The organism is Gymnodinialimonas ulvae (assembly GCF_037543845.1).
GTDB classification, from domain to species: Bacteria; Pseudomonadota; Alphaproteobacteria; order Rhodobacterales; family Rhodobacteraceae; genus Gymnodinialimonas; species Gymnodinialimonas ulvae.
In genome coordinates, this window is record NZ_JBBIFX010000001.1 from 1138485 (window position 1) to 1155318 (window position 16834).

The 16834-nt window shown below is 62.0% G+C and carries 16 protein-coding genes; 10 read left to right on the plus strand and 6 right to left on the minus strand.

What is annotated here, in order from left to right:
- Window positions 1–24 precede the first annotated feature (24 nt).
- Window positions 25–666 (minus strand): VPLPA-CTERM sorting domain-containing protein, encoded by a 642-nt coding sequence (locus V8J83_RS05360; RefSeq protein WP_339984215.1) that lies wholly within the window; start codon window positions 664–666, stop codon window positions 25–27.
- A 311-nt stretch (window positions 667–977) separates the two neighbouring features.
- On the opposite strand from V8J83_RS05360, the gene V8J83_RS05365 reads away from it, so the two are divergent.
- The 3 genes from V8J83_RS05365 (at window position 978) to mmsB (ending at window position 4110) form a co-directional block, all read left to right on the plus strand.
- Window positions 978–2123 carry an acyl-CoA dehydrogenase family protein gene (locus V8J83_RS05365; protein WP_339984217.1) on the plus strand — a complete coding sequence of 382 codons (1146 nt, stop codon included), beginning with the start codon at window positions 978–980 and terminating at the stop codon, window positions 2121–2123.
- Window positions 2124–2188: 65 nt separating this feature from the next.
- Entirely contained in the window at window positions 2189–3241 is a 1053-nt protein-coding gene (locus tag V8J83_RS05370) for an enoyl-CoA hydratase/isomerase family protein (protein ID WP_339984219.1), read from the plus strand.
- Window positions 3238–4110 (plus strand): 3-hydroxyisobutyrate dehydrogenase, encoded by an 873-nt coding sequence (gene mmsB, locus V8J83_RS05375; protein ID WP_339984221.1) that lies wholly within the window; start codon window positions 3238–3240, stop codon window positions 4108–4110. Before V8J83_RS05370 ends, mmsB begins: the two co-directional genes overlap by 4 nt.
- An 84-nt stretch (window positions 4111–4194) precedes the next feature.
- On the opposite strand, the gene V8J83_RS05380 is transcribed toward mmsB, so the two are convergent.
- Entirely contained in the window at window positions 4195–4539 is a 345-nt protein-coding gene (locus tag V8J83_RS05380; RefSeq protein WP_339984223.1) for an antibiotic biosynthesis monooxygenase family protein, read from the minus strand.
- Between the two features lie 444 nt (window positions 4540–4983).
- The gene (locus V8J83_RS05385; protein ID WP_339984225.1) at window positions 4984–5553 is read right to left on the minus strand and encodes an SRPBCC domain-containing protein; all 570 of its coding nucleotides are present in this window, start codon (window positions 5551–5553) and stop codon (window positions 4984–4986) included.
- Window positions 5554–5799: 246 nt separating this feature from the next.
- On the opposite strand from V8J83_RS05385, the gene V8J83_RS05390 reads away from it, so the two are divergent.
- The 4 genes from V8J83_RS05390 to V8J83_RS05405 all read left to right on the plus strand — a co-directional run bounded on the left by V8J83_RS05390 (window position 5800) and on the right by V8J83_RS05405 (window position 8085).
- Window positions 5800–6207 carry a DUF2852 domain-containing protein gene (locus tag V8J83_RS05390; protein ID WP_339984227.1) on the plus strand — a complete coding sequence of 136 codons (408 nt, stop codon included), beginning with the start codon at window positions 5800–5802 and terminating at the stop codon, window positions 6205–6207.
- A 137-nt stretch (window positions 6208–6344) separates the two neighbouring features.
- The gene (locus V8J83_RS05395) at window positions 6345–6776 is read left to right on the plus strand and encodes an RDD family protein (protein WP_339984229.1); all 432 of its coding nucleotides are present in this window, start codon (window positions 6345–6347) and stop codon (window positions 6774–6776) included.
- Window positions 6777–6876: 100 nt separating this feature from the next.
- Window positions 6877–7698, plus strand: a complete 822-nt coding sequence (locus V8J83_RS05400; RefSeq protein ID WP_339984231.1) for an arginyltransferase — start codon at window positions 6877–6879, stop codon at window positions 7696–7698.
- A gap of 168 nt (window positions 7699–7866) precedes the next feature.
- Window positions 7867–8085 carry a VOC family protein gene (locus V8J83_RS05405; protein WP_339984233.1) on the plus strand — a complete coding sequence of 73 codons (219 nt, stop codon included), beginning with the start codon at window positions 7867–7869 and terminating at the stop codon, window positions 8083–8085.
- A 97-nt stretch (window positions 8086–8182) separates the two neighbouring features.
- On the opposite strand, the gene V8J83_RS05410 is transcribed toward V8J83_RS05405, so the two are convergent.
- The 3 genes from V8J83_RS05410 to V8J83_RS05420 form a co-directional block, all read right to left on the minus strand.
- Window positions 8183–10540, minus strand: a complete 2358-nt coding sequence (locus tag V8J83_RS05410; protein WP_339984235.1) for a TRAP transporter large permease — start codon at window positions 10538–10540, stop codon at window positions 8183–8185.
- A gap of 51 nt (window positions 10541–10591) precedes the next feature.
- The gene (locus V8J83_RS05415; protein ID WP_339984237.1) at window positions 10592–11503 is read right to left on the minus strand and encodes a TRAP transporter small permease subunit; all 912 of its coding nucleotides are present in this window, start codon (window positions 11501–11503) and stop codon (window positions 10592–10594) included.
- Between the two features lie 167 nt (window positions 11504–11670).
- Window positions 11671–12756 carry a TRAP transporter substrate-binding protein gene (locus tag V8J83_RS05420; protein WP_339984239.1) on the minus strand — a complete coding sequence of 362 codons (1086 nt, stop codon included), beginning with the start codon at window positions 12754–12756 and terminating at the stop codon, window positions 11671–11673.
- 792 nt (window positions 12757–13548) lie between these two features.
- On the opposite strand from V8J83_RS05420, the gene V8J83_RS05425 reads away from it, so the two are divergent.
- The 3 genes from V8J83_RS05425 to V8J83_RS05435 all read left to right on the plus strand — a co-directional run bounded on the left by V8J83_RS05425 (window position 13549) and on the right by V8J83_RS05435 (window position 16752).
- Window positions 13549–15318 carry an acetolactate synthase 3 large subunit gene (locus tag V8J83_RS05425; protein WP_339984241.1) on the plus strand — a complete coding sequence of 590 codons (1770 nt, stop codon included), beginning with the start codon at window positions 13549–13551 and terminating at the stop codon, window positions 15316–15318.
- 81 nt (window positions 15319–15399) lie between these two features.
- Window positions 15400–16287, plus strand: a complete 888-nt coding sequence (locus V8J83_RS05430) for a hypothetical protein (RefSeq protein ID WP_339984243.1) — start codon at window positions 15400–15402, stop codon at window positions 16285–16287.
- Window positions 16288–16299: 12 nt separating this feature from the next.
- On the plus strand, window positions 16300–16752 hold the full coding sequence (locus V8J83_RS05435) for a hypothetical protein (RefSeq protein ID WP_339984245.1): 453 nt from the start codon (window positions 16300–16302) through the stop codon (window positions 16750–16752).
- The last annotated feature ends 82 nt before the right edge of the window (window positions 16753–16834 follow it).

The window sequence follows — 16834 nt, forward strand, 5'->3', positions numbered from 1 at the left end:
CTTTGCATAGAACTTAGAACAGGCTTAGCCGCGCTTGCGGCGGCGCATAGCGGCAACGCCACCCAAGCCTGCCAGAAGCAGCAGACCGCTTGCCGGCAGCGGCACGGGCGCCACTTCAACCGACACGCCGTGCAGCTTCCATTCGGAGCGGCCACCGGTGGTGCCAATCAGGAACTGCGTTGCGGAGACGGCACCGTCGATGGCTGCCGTGTACACGGAGCTGCCGTAACCCGAACCAGCCAACATGCCGGTATCGACCGCGGAATAGCCGTAGAAGTTGCCGGCAAGGACATGCCAGTCGTCGCCACCATCGCCATAAGCAAAGGCCGCGGCGGTCAGATCGACCGCTTCGCTGAACGACAGCAGCAGGTATTCGTCGTAGTAGCCGTCAACCCAATGCGAGTCTCGGCCACCGGCGTGGAGGCCCACGCCGTTATCCCATGCGGTGGCGTCGCCCCACCAGCCATTGCCGGTCAATCCGCCGGAGAACGCCGCACCGGTGACGGTAAGCGAAAGTCCGCCGCTCTCGGCAACAACCGAAGCACCGTGGTTCTGTGTGACATCGCCATTGGAGGTCAGGTCGAAGTCAACGATAGACGCGCTCGCCATCAAAGGTGCCGCGATTGCGACAGCCGCCGCTGCGAGAGTTTTTACAAAAAGGTTCATACACATTTTCCGTTATTTGCGCCCTGTGGTGCACGTCGGACGCTTGATTTACCCCGGTTCATCTGCGCTCAAGGCCCAACAAAATCAATACAAATTCGTTAGCAATGGTTAATTCCCGCAGTTTTGCTGGGGGGAAAATGCGAGGGCCTGCATCAATCCAGCCGGGGCACGGTGATTGTCGCCAGAAACTCGACACTCGCGGGATTCCGCGCGTGGGCGGCGAATCACAACAAGGTCTTGAACTGGTCTTGCAAGCAAAGATAATTAAACATGCGTTCAATTATGACGGATGAAGATGCCGGGAGGGGCCGATGGATTTCGCACTCAGTGAAGAGGCTCAAGCCATCTACGACATGGCGCGTGCTTTCGGGGAGGCCGAGATCGCCCCCGATGCGCTGGCTTGGGAGCGCGAAGGCACGATACCGAAAGACCTTTGGCCGAAACTGGCCGAGCTTGGCTTCGCGGGATTGTATGTGTCCGAAGAGAACGGCGGATCGGGCTTGTCACGGCTGGAGGCGACGCTCGTCTTTGAGGCGCTGAGCCGATCATGCGCGTCGGTCGCGGCGTTCGTGTCGATCCACAATATGTGCGCCAAGATGATCGAAAGCTTCGGCTCGGAGGCGGTGAAGGCCCGCTTCCTTCCTGCGGCGCTCAGCATGGAGACGGTTTTTTCCTATTGCTTGACCGAACCGGCCAGTGGCTCAGACGCTGCGGCTTTGAAAACCCGGGCCGAGCGCACCAATGAGGGCTATCGGCTGACCGGGACCAAGGCCTTCATCTCGGGCGGCGGCTATTCCGACGCCTACATCGTGATGTGTCGCACCGGCGATGACGGGCCACGCGGCATCTCGGCGATGATTGTCGAAGACGGGACCGAGGGTCTGTCGTTTGGCGGGCTTGAAGACAAGATGGGCTGGCGGTCGCAACCCACACGGCAGGTGCAACTGGACGCCTGCGCCGTGCCTGCGGGCAATTTGCTTGGGGACGAGGGCAAGGGCTTTCGTTATGCGATGGCGGGCCTTGATGGCGGGCGGCTCAACATCGCCGCCTGCTCGCTCGGGGCGGCGGCTGCGGGGCTGCGCGCGACGCTGGAATACATGGGCGAGCGCAAGGCGTTCGGACAGAGCATCGACCAGTTTCAGGCGCTTCAGTTCCGGCTGGCGGATATGGAAATCGAGCTGGAGGCGGCGCGCGTCTTCCTGCGGCAGGCGGCCTGGAAACTGGATACCGGCGCCCCGGATGCGACCAAGGCCTGCGCCATGGCCAAGAAATTCTGCACCGAGGCCGGATCGCGCATTGCCGATCAATGCCTGCAATTGCATGGCGGCTATGGCTATCTGGCCGATTACGGGATCGAAAAGATCGTTCGCGATCTGCGCGTGCACCAGATCCTCGAAGGAACGAACGAGATCATGCGGATGATCGTGGCGCGGCAGATGCTGGCCGACCGGGGCTAAGCCGCGTATTCACAAGGGGCAGGTCTCGGGCAAGGGGCTGGCAAGAGGAAGGGACGCGCGCAAATATGAGCGACGACATCGACATCCGCGTCGAGGGCGCGGCCGGGCGGATCACTCTCAACCGGCCCGCGGCGCTGAATGCGCTCACCTATCGGATGTGCCTGGAGATCGAGGCCGCGCTGGACGCTTGGTCGGATGACGATGCGGTCAAGCTGCTGCTGATCGACGCCGTCGGAGAGCGTGCATTCTGCGCCGGGGGCGACATTCAGGAGATGTACGACACCGGCACAGCGGGCGATTTCGATTACGGGCGCCGGTTCTGGGCCGATGAATACCGGATGAACGCCAAGCTGTTCGGCTTTCCGAAACCCGTCGTGACCTTTCTGCAGGGCTTTACCATGGGCGGCGGCGTTGGCGTCGGCTGCCACGGCTCGCACCGGATTGTGGGCGACACGAGCCAGATCGCGATGCCGGAATGCGGGATCGGATTGGTGCCGGATGTGGGTGGTACGCTTTTATTGGCGCGCGCGCCGGGGCGGTTGGGCGAATATCTGGGCGTGACGGCGGCGCGGATGGGTCCGGGCGACGCGATCCACGCGGAATTTGCCGACTACTACGTGCCCGAAGCGAAATGGGATGCATTGAAAGCCGCGTTGATCGAGAGCGGAGATTGGGACGCCGTGGACCGCGCCGCCGAGACCGCGCCCGACAGCCCATTGCGCGACGCACAACCGGTGCTGGATTACCTGTTCTCGGGCGAGACACTGCGCGATGTGATCACCGACCTGCGCCACAGCGACAGCGACACGGCACGGCAGGCGGAAAAGCTGATAGCGCGCAATGCGCCGCTGGCGATGGCCTGCGCGATCGAGCTGGTGCATCGGGCACGGGGAAGCGATGACATCCTGATCGCGCTGCGCAACGAATACCGCTTCACGGCGCGCTCGATGGAGCATGGGGATTTTCTGGAAGGCATTCGCGCGGCCATCATCGACAAGGACCGCGCGCCAAAATGGCGCCATGCGGGGCCGTTGGATGTGGCGGGTGTCGATGTTGCCAACATGTTGCGCCCGTTGGGCGCGGACGAGTGGAAGCCGCAAGGGAGGGCTGAGCCATGAAGATCGGATTCATCGGGTTGGGGAACATGGGCCTGCCCATGGCGCAAAACCTGCAGACGGCGGGCCATTTTGTGCGCGGGTTTGATACGCAGGTCACGGTTGACGCCTTGAGCGCCCCGGGGGGCCTTGCCGAGGCGGTGACGGGGGCGGATGTCACGGTCCTGATGCTGCCCAACGGGGCGATTGTGCGCGATGTGGTGGCGCAGATTCTGCCCGATCTCGGTCCGGGCTCGGTCTTGGTGGATTGTTCGACCATCGACGTGGCCACGGCGCGCGATGTGGCGGCGGATCTGGAGGCTGCGGGGGTTGGGTTCCTTGATGCGCCGGTGTCGGGCGGTGTGGGCGGGGCGGCGGCGGGGACGCTGACCTTCATGGTTGGCGGAACACAGGCCGCGTTCGAGACGGTGACACCTCTGTTCGACATCATGGGGCAGAAGGCGGTGTTGTGCGGGCCGGCGGGCAATGGGCAGGCGGCGAAGATCTGCAACAACATGATCCTCGGCGTGACGATGATCGCGACCTGCGAAGCCTTTGCGATGGCCGACAAGCTGGGGCTGTCACGGCAGGCGATGTTTGACGTGGTGTCCACGTCGAGCGGGTATTCATGGACGATGAACGCCTATTGCCCGGCGCCCGGTGTGGGGCCGCAGAGCCCGGCCGACAACGGGTATCAGCCGGGGTTCGCGGCGGAGTTGATGCTCAAGGATCTGGGCCTGTCTCAGGCGGCGGCGGAGGCTGCGGATGCGGACACGCCGATGGGGGCGGCGGCGTTGGAATTGTATCGGCGGTTCGTGGAGGAGGAGGACGGGCGGGGGCGGGATTTCTCGGCGATGTTGCCGCGGTTTGAGAGCCGAGGGCGCGATACCTAGCGGCGGTTGCAAGGTTGCAACCGGGGGTTAAGGCATGGACTTTGCTGGTATTTCCGTTTCTTGTTTACCTTTGATTAACCACGATCAGCCATGTGACGCCCGGCTGTCTGCTGGGGCCTCGTCCCGTTCGAACATGCCGTAGTCGCGAATGACGCTCGCAATCCGCAGGCGGTAATTGTCAAATATCCCACCCCTGCCCTTTGATTGCGCGCGGCGATGGGCGGCCAGCGTGCGCCAACGCGCGATGGCGTCTTCATCCTCGAAAAACGACAGCGACAGGATCTTGGTCGGGTCCATCAGGCTCTGGAAGCGTTCAACGGAGATAAAGCCCTCGACCTCGTCGATCATCGGACGCATTTCGGCGGCGATATCGAAATACTCATCGCGGCGCTCGGTCTTGGGGTGGACTTCGAAAATGACGGCGATCATGCGGACGCTCCAAGTGGGACGGGTTTTGCGGCGATCCTGTGCGCTCTGCTGGCAAAAGGAAACGCCCAGAGCTGCGCAGAATTTTCCGCAAGATGTGCAAAGGGCCATGCACAGGCGAACATCGCGCGGCCTTGAGCACTCCGATCGCGCAACCTGGGGGCGATCTAATTGCCACCCTGGCGAGAGCCGAGGCGAGATACGGACGCCATTTTCACCGCCAACCCTCGGGCGCGATTGATGAATTCAATTCAGGCCCAATACTGCGCAAGAAAATTATGGAACCTGTTGCGAAATTGTGTCATATATCTATACGACACTCCAAGATATGTCCGACACCGAGGCCACGGACCCAGCATATTGAAGGTGCACCTCGTTCATGCTGCCGGCCTGACGGACCCCCCCGTGTCAGAGACCGTCCCGTGGCTCACGCGGGACGGTCTTTCTTTATGCAGATGCGGTCATGACAGTCGGAAAGTGCTCCGCCTCCGGCGCTGGCGCGGGTACGGACCCCTCGGGCGCCTGCTTTGAAGCCCGCAACAGAGCATCCAGACGTGTATAAGACAGCTCCATCCCGTCGGTGAGCCCGTTGTCCAACACCATGTCGCGCGTCGCGCGGTCGGCGTAGGAGATGCGCGTGGTGACCCGAGTGCCGCCGTCGATATCGTCGAACACCACCACATTGCGCGTCGGCGCGCCCAACACTGCGTCGCGCGCGCCCTGATGGAACGTCTGGGTGTCTTCGGTGCGCGCGCCCGCGCGCACGTAGGAATAGGTGCCGCGAAACCCCAAGACAGCACCGGTCACGGGATCGCGCCAGCGCCATACATAAGAGCCATTCTCACGCAGGTCGATCCGGCACATCTGCATGTCCCAACCGGGCGGACCCAGCAACCAGTCCCTGAGCACATCGGGGTCGGTGAAGGCGCGCCAGACCACGGCGCGCGCGGCGGCAAACTGGCGCGTGATGACCAACCGGTCCGCACCTTCGCATTCTGCGTTAAGGCTGTTTTGCACCTGTGACCTCCTGATCCGGGGCATGTTGGACTGCGGCGCGCAACGGGGTCCGCGCGCCGTGTTTGGCCAGTATAGCAAGCCGTATCCTATGGATCGGTTAACGCGCATTCACGCTATCACGGCGGCTTTCGGGCCAAATGTAAAAAAGATTTACTTTGACCCTTGCCTGCCCTGCCGCCGATCCCATATGAGTTAATGTGATTAACATTTACATTCACCGAACAACAGAAACCAAGGAGAGACGCAATGACCACGACAACCGCCCCCGCCATCACCGCCGAGGCCCAGGGCTGGTTTTCAAAGGCGGAAAACTGGCTTGATGCCCGTGGCAAAGGTGCATGGATCGCCGCCATGGTGTTGGGCTTCATCTTTTTCTGGCCCGTGGGTCTTGCCCTTCTGGCCTATATGATCTGGAGCAAACGCATGTTCAACGGGTCCTGTTCGTCCCGCCGCACCGCCCATCGCGGGCACAAATTCCACACCTCTGGCAACAGCGCCTTTGACGCCTACAAGGCCGACACGCTGCGCCGGCTCGAAGACGAGCAGGAAGCGTTCGAGAGCTTCCTGAACCGCCTTCGGGAGGCCAAGGACAAGCAGGAGTTCGACCAGTTCATGGACGACCGCAAGAGCGCCGCGGACGCCGAAACGGCCTGAGCGCTGGCCGCAAGACTGGCCTTTGATCCCAGGGGCGGCCCCTTTCCCCGGGCCGCCCCCCTTCTGCGCCACAAGCCGTGCAGACCCAGACCTTTCCCCCCTTCCAATTCGTGACTGCATTCCCCATGTCCCATGCCATGAACACCCTGCCCGATCCGACCTATGACCCCGCCTTTTATGACGGCGTGCTGCCCAAGCGCTTTTTCGCGTGGGTGATCGATGCCACGCTGATCGTGCTTACGATGCTGGTGCTGAGCCTCATCACCGCCGGGATCGCGTTTTTGCTGTGGATCCCGGTGCATGCGTTGGTTGCGTTCCTTTATCGGTGGATCACGATCCGCAACCGCTCGGCGACGTTCGGGATGCGGGTGATGGCGATCGAGCTGCGCGGGCCCACGGGCGCGCCGCTCAGTCCGGGTGAAGCGGCGCTTCATACGATCGCGTTTTTGGTCGGCGCGACGATTGTGCTGGTGCAGCTGCTCTCGATCGCGATGATGATCGGGCGGCCTTTGAACCGCGGGCTGGCCGACGAAATCACCGGCGCGGTGATGATCAATCGCCCGGGCTGATCTCCGCCTAAGTGTGGGCCAGCGTTAACCCTTTTGCAATTTCCAGTTGCACGATGACGCCGTATCCGGCACCGTGCGCGCGAACAATTGGACGCTGAGCATGCGCCATACACTGCCCATTGCGCCGCAATTCTATGTGACGGCTCCTCAGGCTTGCCCCTATCTCGATGGGCGGCGGGAACGGAAGCTGTTCACCGCGCTGCAAGGGGATCAGGCCGAAAAGCTTAACAATTCGCTGTCAAAACAGGGCTTCCGGCGGTCGCAGAACGTGCTGTATCGCCCGTCGTGCACCGATTGCGCGGCCTGTTTGTCGGCGCGGATCCGGGTGGCGGATTTTGCACCCAAGCGCGGCCACAAGCGGATCGCCAAACGCAATGCGCATCTGGTGCGCAACCCGCGTTCGGCCTGGGCCACCGAAGAGCAATACGCGTTGTTCCGGTCCTACCTTGATGCGCGCCACGCCGAGGGTGGCATGGCGGATATGGACGTGTTCGAATTTGCCGCGATGATCGAAGAGACGCCGGTGCGCACGCGGGTGATCGAATACCGCGACCCCGCGGCCGAAGAGGATCTGTCGGCGGTGTGCCTGACCGATATTCTCGATGACGGACTGAGCCTGGTGTATTCGTTCTTCGCGCCGGAGCTGCACAAGAACTCGCTCGGGACCTATGTGATCCTCGATCATATCGAATTGGCGCGCGAGGCCGGGCTGCCGTATGTGTACCTCGGTTATTGGGTGCCGGGCAGCGACAAGATGGGCTACAAGGCCAGCTTTCCGGCGCTTGAGGTCTATGTGGGCGGCGAGTGGCATCCTATTGGCAAGCCCGAGGATTATTCGACGCAGACGCATCCGCTGTCGACCGATCCGATCGCGCAGCAAGTGGCGCAGATCAACCTGCCGGACCTTCGCGGCGACGAGTGAAGCTTTCCCTGATCACCCTGCTGGTGCCGTCTTATGAGGCGGGCATCGGGTTCTTTGTGCACGGCCTTGGCTGGACGTTGCGCAGCGACGAGGATCAGGGCCGCAAACGTTGGGTGACGGTGGCGCCGGGGGGGGGCCGCCTCGCAGGGCCCTGCCCTGCTGCTCGCGGTGCCGACATCGGACGCGCAGGCCAAGGTGTTGGGGCACCAGACCGGCGGCCGTGTGGGGTTCTTCCTTGAGACCGACGTTTTCGCCCGTGACGCAGCGCGGATCGTGGCCGCCGGGGGCGTGCTGCTGGAAGAGCCACGGCACGAGACCTACGGGCGTGTCGCGCAATGGCGCGACCCTTGGGGCAACCTCTGGGATCTGATCCAGCCTGCGGCGTGACGCGCGGAGCTGCCAACAAGGCCCCGTCCCCGCGTCCGAGCGCATGAAAAAAGGGGCCCGCAACAGGCCCCTTTTCCGATTGCGTGCCCTGCCCCGGTCAGTTCGGGAGCAGGTCGGGGATGATCGTCACGATCCCGGGGAACAGGGCGAGCAGGATCAATCCCAAGACCTGGATGCCGACGAACGGCAGCACCCCGCGATAGATATGCCCCGTCGTGACCGATTTCGGCGCCACCCCGCGCAGGTAGAACAGCGCGAAGCCGAACGGTGGCGTCAGGAACGAGGTCTGCAGGTTGACCGCGATCATGATCGTCACCCATTTCGGATCAAGCGTGCCGCCATAGATCACCGGTCCCACGATCGGGATCACGATGTAGATGATCTCGAGGAAGTCCAACACGAAGCCGAGGATGAACAGGATCAGCATCACAAGCAGGAACACCGCCCATTCGTTGTCGAAGGAGCGCAGGAACTGCTGAATGTAATGCTCGCCCCCGAAGGAGATCAGCACGAGGTTGAGGATCTGCGAGCCGATCAGGATGGTGAAGACCATCGACGTCACCTTGGCGGTTTCCCGGACCACGGGAGACAGAACGGACGTGCGGAACAGGACGTAGCAGCCGTAGAGCAGGCCGAAGAAGGCGAAGTGGTAGGCGATCTGGGCCACGACATAGGCGATCCAGTCCTCGACGGCGACGGATTCGCGGGTGATGCGCAGATCGAAGTTCACGCCCGCCAGGATCATGATCACCACGGCGAAGCTCGCCCAGATGATCATCTTGGACAGGCCATCCTCTTCCTTCAGCTTGCGGTAGGCGGCCAGCATGATGGCCCCCGCTGCCCCAAGTGCCGCGGCCGGCGTCGGGTTGGTGATGCCGCCCAGGATCGAGCCCAGAACCGCCACGATCAGGATCAGCGGCGGAAAGACCACGCGCAGAAGCTCGTTCTGCGACAGTCGACCCATCGCGGTCCGACACCCGTAAAGCGCCAGCGCCACCGGGATCGCCATGATCAGCATCGTGGTCCCCGGAGAGCTGGTCGGGGCAACCAGGATCACATCCGCCAGAAGCGCCAGAACCAGACCCAGCCCCCCGATGATCAGGGGTGCGGGGCTTGAGGAGGGCGCGATGCCGCGTGCCAGGATCAGGACGAGGCCCAGAAGCGTCACCATGATGGCGATGCCGACGCCGATGGGCGCGAGGTTTTCGGCGGCGACGAGGCGCGCTTCGGCGAGTTCCTCTTCGGTCAGCTCGACCGCGCCACCGTCGGTCCCGGCTTCGGCCTGTGCAGCGGCCTCGGCCACGGCCGTATCCCACTCGTCCTGCCCGTGCAGGTCGATCATCGAGGCGGCGCATTGCTCGGAGACATTGGTGCGCAGGCTCGGGCCCGCTTCGCGTTCGGCGTAGTCGGACACCTGAATGGTCTGGCCGCCGACAACGCCGACCATGCCACCGACAACCACCGCCGCGATCAGGGCCAGCGGCGCCAACAGGTACCAGGTCAGGGCTTCGTTGCGGGTGACGACTTCACCGCTTGTCACATCGCCCATCTGCACCGGCGGAGCCGAGGCGGGGCGCACAAGCGCGAAGCCGAAGGCATAGGCGCCGTAGAGGAAGGCGAGGAACAGGCCCGGCAGAAGGGCCGCCTGGAACAGCGTGCCGACCGAGAGAACCGCAGGCTCGCCCAGGAAGGTCAGCGCATCGCCACAGCCCGCAAGCTGCGCGCGGGTTTCCTGACCGGTGGCATAGAGGTCGCCCACAAGCGTACCGAGCAGGACGATCACGATGGAGGGCGGAATGATCTGCCCCAACGTGCCCGACGCGGCGATCACGCCGGTGGCCAGTTCCGGCGAGTAATTGTTGCGCAGCATCGTGGGCAGGGCCAGCAGGCCCATGGTCACAACAGTCGCGCCGACGATGCCGGTGGAGGCCGCCAGGAACGCGCCCACGATCACGATGGACACGGCCAGACCGCCGGGCAGCGGCCCGAAGACGCGCGCCATGGTGGTCAGCAGATCCTCGGCGATTTTCGAGCGTTCCAGCGTGATGCCCATCATCACGAACATGGCCACGGCCAGCAGCGTTTCGATGGATTGGCCCGCAATCACACGCTCGTTCATGCGGTTGACGATGAACGACAGGTTGCGGTCGAGCGCCTGTTCCCAGCCACCGATGAACAGAGCTTCCTCTATTCGCGGCAATTCGGGGTATCGGAAGACGGATATAGCGTCTCGGGCCACGCCTTCGGCGACAAGGGCGGAATATTCCGCGGACCCTGTGTCGATGGCCTGGTGGATCAGGATCCCGGAGCTGTCGAGGGCTGCGATGATTGCGAAGGAAATGATGCCCGCGCCGCCGATGGAAAAGGCCACCGGAAAGCCGGTCATGATGCCCGCGAAGAGCGTCAGAAAGACGATGATCAGGCCGATTTCGACTCCATCCAAACCGAATAGCATGGTGCTGTCCCTTTTTTGTGCGGGCGTTTTGGCCGCGTCTTTATGCGTTAGTCAGGTCGAGCCCGAATGGATGGCGTGTTCGAGGTCTTCGGCCTCATCGCCCATGGTATCGCGATCGAGGTATTTGCCCTCGCTTTCGGGGCCTTCGAGCCATTCCAGATACGAGCGCCAGAAGAAGGCCACCGCTTGCAGGAAGACCAGAACGCAGAACGCGACGATCAGGATCTTGAACAGGAAGTAGGCGTTGAAGCCGTTCGGGCTGAAGCCGATGGTCTCGACGTTCCAGCGCATCACGCGGGCCTGCATCAGCATTCGGTCGAGCTCGCCCGACGCGGAAGGGCCCGGCAGCACCAGGTGGCGCCACATGAAGAACCACGCGAACATGTAGGTCAGAACGATGGCGGGCATCATGAAGACGATGGACCCGACCATGTCGATGAAGCGTTTGGTGCGGAATTTCACCGCCGAATACACCAGATCGACGCGCACATGACCGCCTTGCACGAACGTGTAGCTAACGCAAAGGCAGACGATGATGGCGTTGTAGAGCTTGAGCCCCTCGCCCCACCAGCTCAGGTCCTGCACGAAGGCGGTCCCGAGGGGGCCAAGCTGGATCTCGGCGACGCGGAAGATGCGTTGCAGGAACACGATCATCACCTGTTGCAGGACCATGATCAGGCCCGCCCAGGCGGCGACGCGGCCGACGACGTTGGCCAGACCTTCGAGGAACCGGACGCAGCCCCAGAGGATCTCGCGCTTCCAGGCCATGCCGAGCGCGGTGATCACGAGGAAGGTGGTGAAGACCACAAAGAAGAATTCGATGGAGCCGCCGTAATAGATGAACCGGGCCAGCGATTCCGGATTGCTCCAGTTCAGCCAGTCGCCCGGATTAACGATCGCCAGAAACAGGTGATACGGGGCCAGCGCAAAGTTCGTGAGAACCCACAGGAGAGCGTCAATCATGGAAAAGGTCCCCAAAGCGCCTGCGGGAGCCGAAGGGGCACCTCAACACAGGCGATGTTTCGCTTGGAATGCCCTGCCCGGTCGCGCGCGTGGAGCGCCGGGAAGGGCAATCTCTTGCGCCCGTGTCAGGCGCGCAAACGGGTCGCGCGCCTGTCGGGCGATCCGGATCAGCCCGCGTTCACGCGGTTACGCTGACGCTGATACTCGCCATCGGCGATCTGGTACCAATCGGCCGATTCCTGCATCGATGCGAAGTAGCTCTCCGCGGTCTCTGCATAGATCGGGTCGCCCATGTTCTCTTCACGGACTTCCGCAGCGGCGGCACCGAACGCATCCCAGACGTCATCGGGGAACTGACGCACCTGCACGCCACCTTCCTGAAGACGGGCCAGAGCGGCACCGTTTTCAGCCAGCGACAACGCGGTGTTCTGTGCGTGCGCGGCCTGGGCTGCGACGTTGACGATCTGCTTGTGCTGATCGGACAGCGACTCCCAGATTTCCAGGTTGAAACCGAGGCAGAGCGCCGAGCCGGGCTCGTGGAAGCCTGCGGCATAGTAGGTGTTGGTGACTTCCTGGAAGCCCATCCGTTCGTCCGCATAGGGGCCGATCCACTCTGCGCCGTCGATCTGACCGGACGCGAGCGCCTGGTAGATTTCGCCACCGGGGATGTTCTGGACCGAGGCGCCGAGGCGACCGAGAACCTGACCACCTTGGCCGGGCATACGGAAGCGCAGACCCTGCAGGTCGTCAGCCGAGGTGATCTCGGTGTTGAACCAGCCGCCGGGCTGCATTGCGGTCATGCCGCACATGATGGGCTTCAGGTTGAACAGCGACGACAGGTTGTCGTGGAGTTCCTGACCGCCGCGACGGTAGTACCAGTTCGCCATTTCCTGGCTCGTCATGCCGAAGGGCACAGAGGTGAAGAAGGCAAATGCGGGGTGCTGGTTGAGGAAGTAGTATTCCGCCGAGTGGTACACGTCGGCCTGGCCGGACGAAACGGCGTCAAACACCTCGAATGCGCCAACAAGCGAGCCTGCGGGCATTTTGTTGAAGCTCAACGCGCCATCGGTCATGGCGGTGATGTAGTCGATGGCCAGCTGTGCCGCGTCATCAAAGATCGCGAAGCCGTCGGGCACCGACGTCACCATCGTCAGGGTGCGGTTGCCTTGGGCATAGGCCGGAGCGGCCAGAGTGGTCGAGGCTGCTGCGGCACCGCCAACGGCAGACGTGCGCAGAAAAGAACGACGATCCATGTGAGTGTATCCTCCCGGTTGGATATCCCTCCGTGACCCCTCGTGGGCCCGGATGGGTTTAAGAAGTGAGCGCACGTTAGCGAAAGGGTCTGGTCTCGAAAACAGGTTTTCTTGCCTGAATGGGCGTTTTTTGTAAAATTTTCTTACCAATATCGACAAAAACGCCGGATATACACCTGAGATGGTTGTGTTTTGCGCTAACACAACCGAGGCGAAAGAGTGGGGCAATTATCGTGTATTCTGGTGAGAATTGAGGGGCTTAGGCAAAAATGCACCCCACCCGCACGCAATTTTGCATCGAATCTCGCGCGGTATGCGATCGATTGTTACGCGCACACAGAATTGTGTTCCGCAGGTGACTCGCCATGCCGCAGATCCCAGACGACCCGCGCGCGCGTCCAAAGCCACGCGAGACCGGTCGGCGCGGGTGGGACCGTGGGGTTCGGGATCGGCACGCCGCCCTGCCCCGTAACCCGGCCAAGGAGGGTTCAGGTTCAGACGCCTGCGCGCCCGGTTGAAATGCATTCATTGCGCAAATCGTCGCCCAGAAGACATTTTATTCGCATCAACCCCCGATTGGCGGTTGACGACCCATGGGGCCAAACCTATCGTTTCGCCCACGCGATAACAGGAGCCGCTCGGACATGTCCGACATTCTCGTACTTGTAGGAAACAGGCGCATGGGTCGGTAACACCGGCATCCAGACGGATACCATGCGCCCCCGGATCACCACCGGGGGCTTTTTTGTGTCGCAGGAGTAAATCGCAGCGCGGATGAAGAGGACAAGCGCAATGCCAGATCAAGAGACCGGCCAGATGACGGGCGCACAGATGATCGTCGAAGCTCTGAAAGAACAGGGCGTCGATACCGTATTCGGATATCCCGGCGGCGCGGTCCTTCCGATTTACGACGAGATCTTTCAGCAAAACGCGATCCGCCACATTCTGGTGCGCCATGAACAGGGCGCGGTCCATGCGGCGGAGGGTTATGCGCGATCCACCGGCAAGCCCGGCGTGGTTCTGGTGACATCCGGTCCGGGCGCGACGAATGCGGTCACGGGCCTGACGGATGCGTTGATGGATTCGATCCCGATTGTCTGCCTGACGGGTCAGGTGCCGACCTTCATGATCGGTTCGGACGCGTTCCAGGAGGCCGACACCGTTGGCATCACGCGGCCCTGCACGAAGATGAACTGGCTGGTAAAGGAAACCGACAAGCTGGCCGATACGATCCATCAGGCGTTCCATATCGCAACCGAAGGCCGTCCGGGCCCGGTTCTGGTCGATATTCCCAAGGACGTGCAATTTGCGACCGGCGCCTACACGACCAAGCCGAAGGCCAAGGTCAGCCATTATCAGCCCAAGGTGAAGGGCGATATCGAGATGATCACCGCGCTCGTCGAGGCGATGGAGACGGCGGAGCGTCCATTGTTCTACACCGGCGGCGGCGTGATCAGTTCCGGCGATACCGCGTCCACGTTGCTGCGCGAATTGGTGGAGGCCACGGGCTTTCCGATCACCTCGACGCTGATGGGTCTGGGCGCCTATCCGGCCTCGGGCGAGAAGTGGATCGGCATGTTGGGCATGCACGGCACCTACGAGGCCAATCTGGCGATGCATGGCTGCGATCTGATGATCAACATCGGCGCGCGGTTCGATGACCGGATCACGGGTCGGATCGCCGATTTCAGCCCCGGCTCGCGCAAGGCGCATGTCGATATCGACCCTTCGTCGATCAACAAGGTGATCCATGCCGATTTCCCGATCATCGGGGATGTGGGGCATGTGTTGGAAGATATCCTGAAGGTGTGGAAGGCGCGCGGGCGCAAGACGGCGGGCGCGGGTGTGCAGACCTGGTGGCAGCAGATCGAGGTGTGGAAAGCGGTGCGGTGCCTGGCCTATGTGCAGGAAGGCCCGACGATCAAACCGCAATACGCGCTGGAGCGATTGGAAGCGCTGACCAAGCATCGCAAGGATCGCTACATCTGCACCGAAGTGGGTCAGCATCAGATGTGGGCCGCGCAATTCCTGGGCTTCGACGATCCGAACCGCTGGATGACAAGCGGCGGGTTGGGCACGATGGGCTACGGCTTCCCGGCGTCCGTGGGCGTGCAGGTCGCGCATCCGGAGGCCTTGGTGATCAACGTCGCCGGCGAGGCGAGCTGGTTGATGAACATGCAGGAGATGGGCACCGCGATCCAGTATCGCCTGCCGGTCAAGCAGTTCATCCTCAACAACGAGCGGCTCGGCATGGTGCGCCAGTGGCAGGAATTGCTGCATGGCGAGCGCTATTCGGAAAGCTGGTCCGAAGCCCTGCCCGATTTCGTGAAGCTGGCCGAGGCGTTCGGCGCCAAGGGCATCTTGTGTTCCGATCCTGCCGATCTGGACGATGCGATCATGGAGATGCTGAATTACGACGGCCCGGTGATCTTCGATTGCCTCGTCACGAAGCACGAGAATTGCTTCCCGATGATCCCGTCGGGCAAGGCCCATAACGAAATGCTTCTGGGCGAGGCCGAGACGCAAGGCGTGATCGGCGATGCGGGCGGTGTGTTGGTGTGAGCGCGCCCAAGGGTCGATTTTGGTGAATGAACAAAAGTGTGGTAGGATGGTGAATGATCTTCAATTTCAGGGGTCATTCACATGCTCAAACACTTTTGTTTTTTCCTACTTATCGCGTTTTTACCCACCACCCTCGCCGCCCGGGACTTCCCCGCCTCAGACACACAAGTCCGGGACACAATCGTCAAACCGCTTCAGGCGCAGGAACTGACGCTAAGCTATCTCGAAGCGCTGCTGGTCGAGCTTCAGACGCTTGGGCAGGTTGAGGACGATGCGAGCGTTGACACGGTCGATTGGTCCAGCTTCGGGATCACCATAGACATCGACACGTTGAAACAGCGCGAACCGGTGGCGGTGCCCAAGCGCCTGATGCGGCAACACAACGTGGCCGACGCCCCCATCGCAGCGTGTGACAGCACCGATCAGCGGTGCCTGTTCGGGATGATCGCGCGCTTCCGGCTGAACATCAACACGGCCATGGCGATCAGGCCACAGGATTTATGCCAACAGATCCTCGAAGATTTCACCTCGGCCATCAACACGGCCTGCAGTCCCGGTGTCACCACCTCCAGCGCGCTGGCCGTGTGGGAAACCGACAAGGGCGACACGTCGTTTCACGTGCTGGTGGAGCAGGAAGAAAACCGCCCGCCGATCCTGCGTGTGTCGCTGATCGGACGGCCCGACATCTTGCAGGGGCAAAACGGTGACCATTTCGAGCGCCACGATTTTCTCGTGAGCTTCGCTTTCTACGAGACGGCCGAATATTGGATCACCGTCACACCGATTTTCGCGATGCATGATCTGTCTTCCTCGGCGATGGCGGATCTTATGGCGATCGACCGCAACCATTACAGCCTGATCGCCTATTCGCGGAACACGCGCGTGATCCCCCGACGTCTGGGCGATCGGGTCCGAACGCAGGTCGCGCAGGCCGCGCACAGCATCATCAACGCCGCGACGACGAATTGATCGGACCCTGCCATGACCGTTTACAAGGCAAGATATGCAATTGGGTTGCTCGTCCTGATCGGGCATTTCGTGGCCATCGCGGTGTTCGTCTATCTGGTCGACAAGAAGGTTCTTGATGCGGATTTCCTGACCTATGCCGATGGCGTTGCGGTGCTGGCCCCGTTCACCCTTCTTTATGCGACCGTGTTCTACCGCTACGTCGCGGCCAACCCGCGCGCGGTGAAGGCCGACAAGCGCCGCAAGTTCGACACTTTGCCCTTCCTTGTGCAATTCGTGACGGTTTTGTTGTTCGTGATGACCCTGATCGGATCCATCGTCTGGGCATTCAACAACATCAACGACATCGAAGGGGTGGGAAATATCTCGGCGGTGGTGGGAATCGTGGATACGGTGTTTGCGGTTTTCGTGTCGATGACCTTCTCCCAGTTGTTCCCTCTGGAATGGGAGCAGCAGACCGGCACCTGAGCCTGGCGGCTTTTGCGGGAAAGCGCACCGAGGTCTGCGCGCAGGGATCGCGTATTGCCTCGCGCAAGCGATCGGATTAGCC

What these genes read in the sequence shown, in the direction of transcription:
- V8J83_RS05435 (WP_339984245.1), top strand. Translation starts at nt 16,300, where the DNA reads ATGACCGTTTACAAGGCAAGATATGCAATTGGGTTGCTCGTCCTGATC.
- V8J83_RS05430 (WP_339984243.1), top strand. Translation starts at nt 15,400, where the DNA reads ATGCTCAAACACTTTTGTTTTTTCCTACTTATCGCGTTTTTACCCACC.
- V8J83_RS05410 (WP_339984235.1), bottom strand. Translation starts at nt 10,540, where the DNA reads ATGCTATTCGGTTTGGATGGAGTCGAAATCGGCCTGATCATCGTCTTT.
- V8J83_RS05415 (WP_339984237.1), bottom strand. Translation starts at nt 11,503, where the DNA reads ATGATTGACGCTCTCCTGTGGGTTCTCACGAACTTTGCGCTGGCCCCG.
- V8J83_RS05360 (WP_339984215.1), bottom strand. Translation starts at nt 666, where the DNA reads ATGAACCTTTTTGTAAAAACTCTCGCAGCGGCGGCTGTCGCAATCGCG.
- V8J83_RS05425 (WP_339984241.1), top strand. Translation starts at nt 13,549, where the DNA reads ATGCCAGATCAAGAGACCGGCCAGATGACGGGCGCACAGATGATCGTC.
- V8J83_RS05400 (WP_339984231.1), top strand. Translation starts at nt 6,877, where the DNA reads ATGCGCCATACACTGCCCATTGCGCCGCAATTCTATGTGACGGCTCCT.
- V8J83_RS05395 (WP_339984229.1), top strand. Translation starts at nt 6,345, where the DNA reads ATGAACACCCTGCCCGATCCGACCTATGACCCCGCCTTTTATGACGGC.
- V8J83_RS05370 (WP_339984219.1), top strand. Translation starts at nt 2,189, where the DNA reads ATGAGCGACGACATCGACATCCGCGTCGAGGGCGCGGCCGGGCGGATC.
- V8J83_RS05365 (WP_339984217.1), top strand. Translation starts at nt 978, where the DNA reads ATGGATTTCGCACTCAGTGAAGAGGCTCAAGCCATCTACGACATGGCG.
- V8J83_RS05380 (WP_339984223.1), bottom strand. Translation starts at nt 4,539, where the DNA reads ATGATCGCCGTCATTTTCGAAGTCCACCCCAAGACCGAGCGCCGCGAT.
- V8J83_RS05390 (WP_339984227.1), top strand. Translation starts at nt 5,800, where the DNA reads ATGACCACGACAACCGCCCCCGCCATCACCGCCGAGGCCCAGGGCTGG.
- V8J83_RS05420 (WP_339984239.1), bottom strand. Translation starts at nt 12,756, where the DNA reads ATGGATCGTCGTTCTTTTCTGCGCACGTCTGCCGTTGGCGGTGCCGCA.
- mmsB (WP_339984221.1), top strand. Translation starts at nt 3,238, where the DNA reads ATGAAGATCGGATTCATCGGGTTGGGGAACATGGGCCTGCCCATGGCG.